This window comes from Vasconcelosia minhoensis LEGE 07310, from assembly GCF_015207255.1.
GTDB lineage: Bacteria > Cyanobacteriota > Cyanobacteriia > Phormidesmidales > Phormidesmidaceae > Vasconcelosia > Vasconcelosia minhoensis.
In genome coordinates, this window is sequence record NZ_JADEXG010000152.1 from 1 (window position 1) to 1,591 (window position 1,591).

The 1,591-nt window shown below is 45.9% G+C and carries 1 pseudogene; it reads right to left on the reverse strand.

Features of this window, described 5'->3' with window-relative positions:
* Positions 1–1,261: 1,261 nt before the first annotated feature.
* Positions 1,262–1,465, reverse strand: a pseudogene (locus IQ241_RS25215) (IS66 family transposase); the annotation flags it as partial.
* Positions 1,466–1,591 lie beyond the last annotated feature (126 nt).

Sequence of the window (1,591 nt, forward strand, 5' to 3'; positions counted from 1 at the left end):
GTGCCCTTTTTTTTGCCTGATTGCAACCGTCTCCAAATGGCGCTGACGCTGCCGTCCTGTCTCACGCTGGTTCGGCTAAACCCGTCAACCGACTTTTGCTACCCGACTACTCCACTGTCGCCTAATACTGGGCACAAGAAATGGGTATTGGTCTAGGGTTGGAAACGGTGTCTACTCCCTCTCAGATTCCGACTCAGTAGCCGCATAAGTAGTAAAAGCGATCGCACTTACTATAATTCGGCCATGGCCGTAACTATTTCGATTGTGATGGTCGGGTTGAGACTGATATATCGCTTGACTGCCAGCCACTTAAAGAAGCTTTGAAGCGTAGCCAGAACCTGATTGATGCTAGCCGGTGATAGACCCGTTCTATTAGCTGTCTCTTCTCATGGTTCGTTCGCTGCCTTTGGCCAGAACCAGTAGACATTTCGTGTACGTTACACTATAGAATGCCTTCGGCACACCTTTTATTACATGACAACCACTTAGAAACCGACCGTTAAATTTACAGTCGTAGTCCATGCACAAGACCTTTAACTAACGACTAGAGAGCAGATTAGCTGCGTAAGGTGTGTCTTTAACGAAGGTTTTTGGTGCCTACAAAAGTACTAAAAGGTGAAATGTACAGTTCAACTCAGCGGGGGCAGTCACCCACCCTGCTGAGTTGAACGAGAATGTCCCCGCTGATCCTAATACATTGAGTTGCCTCAACAGGAATACTCAAAACGACCAAACACATTATCAGCGCTGGCAATTCCTCTCTTCAGTAGGCTCTTCAACAGGGACAGGACCATCAGGAAATTCAACAGGTGGGAGATCAAAGCTATCTGGGTTTACCCATCGCGGCGAGCTATTCTCGCTCTCCGACGATTCAACTTCTTCAGGAACTGAAGAAGTTGAATCGTCTATATCAGCACTAACCATGTTAGCAAGCATTAGAGGTATGACAATCAGAGAAAATAACTGAAATCTATTTTTTGGGCAGGGCTGTTTCATTCTCATTGCCGGATTCTATGAATTGATGAGGATAGGACGCTTCCGCCTTTCAGTCTCAAAGTGTCCAGTGGCTGAAAGCCTGACGGTTCGTTGCAAAGGTCTAGAATGAAATGACCCTGATTTTTTGGGTTAGCCATCGTGTAAGTCTAGAAGCTTAATTATTTCTCCATTACTATGGAAAAGCTTGTCAAAAGAAGGAGAAGATTCTATTGACGAGTAACATTAGTTAAGGTGAGCTAAGCAAGCAAGGTTTGTCAATCTGTAACTACTCAGGCTGAAACACCGGAAGAATAGGGCTACCCGTAAAAGCACTTTTCAAGGCATCAAGTACAGCAATCCCCTGCTTTCTTAATGTCGAGATGTAGCCCCGAATGCGGCAGAACTGTTGCCCCCCGGCAGCGGTTCGAAAGCAGCCTGAAATCTTCTGCTTGAGCTTCATCATCCGGACATCGCGTTCCGCCTGGTTGTTATACTCTAGACGCCTGATATTTGGACTTTCTTAAAGGACTGAAAATTCATGGTCAACAAAGTTTCTAGCGATGCTTTGTGGGTCGTATTGGCCTGCTCAATACAAGTGTTAATCGCGTCCTTGAAC